The 5,884-nt window shown below is 63.4% G+C and carries 4 protein-coding genes and 1 tRNA gene; 3 read left to right on the forward strand and 2 right to left on the reverse strand.

Annotation, left to right across the window (positions count from 1 at the left end; translation table 11 throughout):
• A partial coding sequence (locus VIG90_RS17640; protein WP_331594836.1) for an efflux RND transporter permease subunit occupies positions 1-3,036 on the reverse strand: 3,036 nt, incomplete at its 3' end.
• Between the two features lie 122 nt (positions 3,037-3,158).
• On the reverse strand, positions 3,159-4,349 hold the full coding sequence (locus VIG90_RS17645) for an efflux RND transporter periplasmic adaptor subunit (RefSeq protein ID WP_331594837.1): 1,191 nt from the start codon (positions 4,347-4,349) through the stop codon (positions 3,159-3,161).
• A gap of 247 nt (positions 4,350-4,596) precedes the next feature.
• Here VIG90_RS17645 and VIG90_RS17650 point away from each other — a divergent pair.
• From VIG90_RS17650 to nusG, 3 genes are all read left to right on the forward strand, one after another.
• Positions 4,597-4,672 (forward strand) — tRNA-Trp (locus VIG90_RS17650).
• A gap of 161 nt (positions 4,673-4,833) precedes the next feature.
• Positions 4,834-5,031, forward strand: coding sequence for a preprotein translocase subunit SecE (gene secE / locus VIG90_RS17655; RefSeq protein ID WP_331594838.1), 198 nt, complete (start codon positions 4,834-4,836; stop codon positions 5,029-5,031).
• A 51-nt stretch (positions 5,032-5,082) separates the two neighbouring features.
• Positions 5,083-5,619 (forward strand): transcription termination/antitermination protein NusG, encoded by a 537-nt coding sequence (gene nusG, locus VIG90_RS17660; protein WP_331594839.1) that lies wholly within the window; start codon positions 5,083-5,085, stop codon positions 5,617-5,619.
• The last annotated feature ends 265 nt before the right edge of the window (positions 5,620-5,884 follow it).

Genomic DNA, 5,884 nt, shown 5'->3' on the forward strand with positions numbered 1-5,884 from the left:
GCCCGCCAGGAAGCTGTACACCACCGGTACGATGAACAGGGTGAACAGCGTGCCGATGGTCATGCCGCTGGCGATGACGAGGCCGAGCGAGAAGCGGCTGACCGCGCCCGCGCCCGAGGCGAACAGCAGCGGCAGCACGCCTGCCACCATGGCGGCCGTGGTCATCAGGATCGGCCGCAGGCGGATGGTCGCGGACTTGATGATGGCCTCGGCCTTGCCGAGGTTCTCCCGAGCCTGCAACTCGTTGGCGAATGACACCATGAGGATGCCGTGCTTGGAGATGAGGCCCGCCAGCGTCAGCAGGCCGATCTGGGTGTAGATGTTGATGGTGAAGCCCTGCGGTTGCGTCGGCAGGATGCTGCCCACGTTGAACACGAACAGCGCGCCGCACAGCGACATCGGCACCGACACCAGAATGATGAGCGGATCGCGGAAGCTTTCGTACTGAGCTGCCAGCACCAGGAAGATGATGATCAGCGCGAAGCCGAAGGTGACTGCAAGCGTTGAGCCCTCCTGCTTCAGCTGGCGGCTTTCGCCGGCGTAGTCATAGCTGACGCCTGCGGGCAGGATGCGGTCCGCCGTGTTCTCCAGGAACTCCAGCGCCTCGCCCACCGTGCGGCCCGGGAAGGGCACGCCCGAAAGCGTGGCGCTGTTCTGCTGCTGGAAGGCCGTGAGTGAGTTCGGCTGCACCGAGTAGCTCACCGTCACGAAGGTGGACAGCGGCACCAGATCGCCATTGGCCGCCCGCACGTAGTAGTTGCCGAGCAGCTGATCGTTCAGGCGGAAGCTGCGCGGCACCTGGGGCACCACGCGGTAGCTGCGGCCTTCCAGATCGAACAGGTTGACGTAGTTGCCGCCCAGCAGGGTGGAGAGCGTGTTGCCGATATCGGCCATGCTCACGCCCATCTGGGTGGCCTTCTCGCGGTTGATGCGCACGTCGGCCTGCGGCTTGTCGAACGCCAGCGATACGTCGGTAAAGATGAACAGGCCGCTCTTGTCGGCTTCGGCCTTCAACTGCTCCATCAGCGGCGCGAGCTCCTTGTGGTCCTTGAGCGTCTGCACCACGAACTGCACCGGCATGCCGCCGCCCGGCGTCGGCAATGACGGCACGTTGAAGATGGAAGCCTGCACGCCGGTGAACTTGTTGAGGTCGTTCTGCACCAGCGGCTGAAGCTCGTGCGGGCCCCGCTCACGCTGCTGCCACGGCGTCAGCAGATAGCCGCCGAAGCCCTGCGCACCGCCGATGCCGTTGATGAGGAACGAGGAGTGGTATTCGGGGTACTCCTTGAACACCTCGTGGAAGCGGTCGATGTAGGCGTCCATGTAATCCAGCGTCACCGATTCCGGCGCGCGCCAGTTCATGAACATCAGGCCCTGATCCTCGGGCGGCGCCAGTTCCTTGCGGGTGGCGTCGTAGAACATGACACAGCCCGCCAGAACCACCGCGCCGAAGGTAAGGATGGTCTTGCGCGAACCCAGCGCCTGCTTGAGCTTGCCGGCGTACCAGTGATCGAGCGCAACGAAGCGGCGATCGAGCCAGCGGGCGAAACGGGACTGGCTATGCGGCTTGAGGATGCGCGAGGCCATCATCGGCGAGAGGGTCAGCGCCACCACGCCCGAGATGACGACTGCTGCCGCCAGCGTGAAGGCGAACTCCCTGAACAGAATGCCGGTCAGGCCCGAGACGAAGCCGATGGGCGCATAGACCGCCGCCAGCGTGATGGTCATGCCGATGACGGGCAGGGCGATTTCCCGCGCACCGATCAGGGCGGCCTCCATCGGCGGCGTGCCTTCCTCGATGTGACGCGTGACGTTCTCCACCACCACGATGGCGTCGTCCACCACCAGGCCGATGGCCAGCACCAGCGCGAGCAGGGTCAGCAGGTTGATGGAGTAGCCCAGCACCTGCAGCAGGAACAGCACGCCGATGAGCGACAGCGGAATGGTGACGATGGGAATGAGCGTCGAGCGTACGTTGCCGAGGAATAGGAACACCACCACGATCACGATGAGCGAGGCTTCGAGCACCGTCTTGACCACCTCGTCGATGGACTCGGAGATGTACTCGGTGGTGTCGTAGTCCACGACCATGTTGACGCCCGGCGGCAGGTCGGGCCGCAGTTCGTCCAGCTTGTCGCGCACCTGCGGAATGACCGTCAGCGGGTTGGCGGCCGGTGCCACGGAGACGGCGATATAGATTGCCTTCTGGCCCGCGGCATAGGTGGTGTAGTCGTAACTCTCCGCGCCGAGTTCCAGATCCGCCACGTCAGACAGGCGCACCAGCGTGCCGCCGCGGCTGGCGATGGTCAGGTTGCGGAATTCCTCTTCGCTGGAAAGGTCGGTCTTGGCATCCACCGTGGCCTTCACATAGAGCCCGCGCAGTTCGCCCGGTGCGGCTGTGAAGTTGTTGTTCTGAAGGGCCGTGCGCACTTCGGTGGCGGTGACGCCCAGTGCGGCCATGCGGTCCGGCTTGAGCCACACGCGCATGGCGAAGGTCTGTGCGCCCAGGATCTCTGCCTGTGCCACACCGTCAACGGTCTGCAGTGCCGGCTGCACCACGCGCACCAGGTAGTCCGTGATCTGCGCCCGGTTCACGTTCTCGCTGTAGAACGAAACGTAAAGCGAAGCGAAACCTGCGCTGGATTCGCGCGTCACCACCGGGTCGAACGCCTCGCGCGGCAGCTCGGCGCGGATGCGGTTCACCTTGGTGATGGCATCAGACAGCGCGCGGTCGGCATCGGCCCCCAGGTGCAGCTGGAGCATAACCTCGCTCGACCCTTGCGTGCTGGTGGACGAGATGGTGTCCACGCCCTCCGTGCCGGAGACGGCCTGCTGGATCTTGGTGGTGATGAAGCTGCGCACGACGTCAGGGCTGGCGCCCGGATAGCTGGTGCGAATGCTGATCTGCGAGTTTTCGATGAAGGGGAACTCGCGCACGCTAAGCGAGGTCAGCGCCTGAATTCCCAGAAGCAGGATCAGGAGGCTGACGACCATCGCCAGAACGGGCCGTTTAATGAAAATGTCGGTGAATGTCACACCAACCTCCACTTACACACGCGCGGGGGCGCTGACTGTGTTTTCCATCCTACAAGGACGGACATGAACGTTTTTCAAGCCGGCGATGCGGCCGAACCCTTGCGGGAAGGGGCCGCCCCGGCTCAGTGCCTCGGCAGCGGAGCGTTGCCGGCGTCGAGCGGGATGCTGTTGTTCACCACCGCCTTGCCGCCATCGCTCAGTTTCAGCTGTCCGGCGATCACCACCAGTTCGCCATCCTTCAGGCCGTCCAGAATCGCGGCGCGGCCGTCCTGCGTCTCGCCGGTTTTCACCGAGCGACGTTCCGCCACATACACCGTCTGGTTCTGCTCATGCGCCTTTCCGGCCTCGGCATCAGTGCTGGCATTGGCGCCGCCCTGGGCCGTTGCCGCCTTCGGGGCGGGCTTCAGGACGTAGATCGAATCGCCATACAGCGAGTAGCTGACGGCGGTCGCCGGGATGGCGACGACCTGAACCGATTCGCGCCCGAGCACGGTCACGTTGGCAAACGCACCCGGCGTCAGCAGGCCATCCGGGTTCGGCAGGGTGGCCTGCACCGTCACGTTGCGGGTCCCCTCATCAACCTTGGCGTCAATGGACGTGATCTTGCCCTCGAAGCGCCGGCCGGGAGCAGAGTCCACGCTGACAAGCAGGTTCTGACCGGTCTGGATGCGGGAAATGGCCTGCTCCGGCACCGGGAAGGTGGCGTAGATGGGGTCGACGGCTTGCAGGGTTACGACTGCATCCCCGCGGGCAAGGTACTGACCCAGATTGATCTGGCGAATACCGAGGCGGCCGCTGAACGGCGCGCGGATGGCTTTCTTGTCCAGGCTGGCACGGGCGCGCGCCAGCTGGGCCTGCGCCTGATCGCGGGCTGCCACGGCCCGGTCGAGCGCCGCGCGGGAGGCATACTGGGTTTCCACCAGCTTGGCCGTGCGCTCATAATCCTTCTGCGCATTGGCGAGCGTCGCCTGATACAGCGCCACGTCCGCCGCTTCGGTTTCCGTATCCAGCCGCACGAGAACCTGGCCTTTTTTCACCATCTGACCGGACTCGAACAGGATCTCCCGCACCACGCCATCCTGTTCGGCAGCCACGTCCACGCCGTTCACGGCCTGAATCGAGCCAACGGCGGTCAGGGAATCGCTGCGCGTTTCCAGTCGGGCCGTCTCGGCGGAGACGGCCACCGGCGGCGGCTCGGCGCCGAGAATGAATTTTTTCAGCAGCATCGGCTGGAGGACGTAATTGTACAGGCCGAGCAGGCCGAAGACCACGACCAGTGCGACAAGCCCAATGGAGGATTTCCGGAGGCGCATAGCGGAGGACACCAACTTGCAAGTGATACGGGGGTGACGCGCGACCTTGTGCACGCCGCTAGCCAATAGTCCGAACGGGCTAGGCTTTCAACAGGCCCTATACAGAAGGGCAGGTACGCAACATTACGGCCCGACGGGGATGGCTATATTAGTGACAATTGGCAAGAGAGATTTCGCTTGCCACGGTGCCGCAGCGATTCTATAGCACCCCCCTCTGATGCGCCTTAAGCACAGAGCCTGTGGGGATAGGAGTGTAGCTCAGTTGGTAGAGCATCGGTCTCCAAAACCGAGGGCCGGGGGTTCGAGTCCCTCCACTCCTGCCACTGCTTCGGCAGCTACTTCACGGGCTTGGCTTATGATTGCGTCAGAGAGGTGGAAGCTGAAAACGGTCTGACCGCCACCAACAAGGTGTGCTGTTGGACTGTTTTGTTTTGTCCGGATCAACGCGAGCTGATTCGGACTTGAGCGAACGGAGAGAAGAACGATGGCGAAGACCAGCCCAGGCGAATTCGTCCGGCAGGTTCGCCAGGAAACGCGCAAGGTCAGCTGGCCGACGCGGCGGGAGACGATGATTACAACCGTCATGGTCTTCATCCTGACGGCTATTCTTTCCGTCTTTTTCCTGGGCGTTGACTGGGTTCTTGCCTCCATCGTGCAGCTTTTGCTGAGCCTTGGCCAGTAAGGCCGGGTCTGGTTCGGAACGACGTCAGGGCAAAGAAGACCAAGGGTCGAAATGACAGCGCGCTGGTACATCATTCACGCCTACTCGGGCTTCGAGAACAAGGTTCGCGATCAGATCAAGGCGGAGGCCGAGCGCCTTGGCCTGACTGACTTCATTCCGGAGGTCGAAGTTCCGACCGAAAAGGTGACCGAGGTCCGCCGGAACAAGAAGGTCGTAACCGATCGCACCTCCTTCCCCGGCTACGTGCTCGCGAAGATGGATATGAACGACGAGGTGTATCACCTCGTTCGCAACACGCCGAAGGTGACCGGGTTCCTCGGTCCGAAGGGCAAGCCGCAGGCCATTACCGAGGCCGAGGCCGGACGCATCCTGAACATGCAGAGCGAAGCCGCCGCCCCCAAGGCGAAGGCCCGCGCGGAGTTCGAGATCGGCGATTCGGTTCGCGTGCTGGATGGCCCGTTTGCTTCCTTCAACGGCCTTGTGGAAGAGATCGACTACGATCGTGCCCGCGTGAAGGTGTCGGTGTCGATCTTCGGTCGCGCCACTCCGGTGGAGCTGGACTTCGAACAGGTCGAGCGCGTCAAGTAAGCGCAACGGTTTTCAGCCGGAACCAGCCTGCCCCGGTTCCGGCTTTCCGCATCAGGGTAACCTGACGCGGCCCAGGGGCTGGGCCTTCTCCGGGCGCGGTTGACCGGGGCTGGCAGCGTGGGAGGCAGTGCCATCTGCCGAGAACCACGACAACCGCAGCCACCGGCGGGGTTTTCTGCCGGGTGCAATGGAAGGTTGGATCAATGGCCAAGAAAATTACCGGCTATATCAAGCTGCAGGTGCCGGCCGGCATCGCCAATCCGTC

It is taken from the genome of Pedomonas sp., assembly GCF_036515995.1.
Classification (GTDB): Bacteria; Pseudomonadota; Alphaproteobacteria; order Sphingomonadales; family Sphingomonadaceae; genus Pedomonas.

Bases quoted from the DNA above. Each gene is read 5' to 3' on its own strand.
- VIG90_RS17645 (WP_331594837.1), bottom strand. From the start codon at position 4,349: ATGCGCCTCCGGAAATCCTCCATTGGGCTTGTCGCACTGGTCGTGGTC.
- secE (WP_331594838.1), top strand. From the start codon at position 4,834: ATGGCGAAGACCAGCCCAGGCGAATTCGTCCGGCAGGTTCGCCAGGAA.
- nusG (WP_331594839.1), top strand. From the start codon at position 5,083: ATGACAGCGCGCTGGTACATCATTCACGCCTACTCGGGCTTCGAGAAC.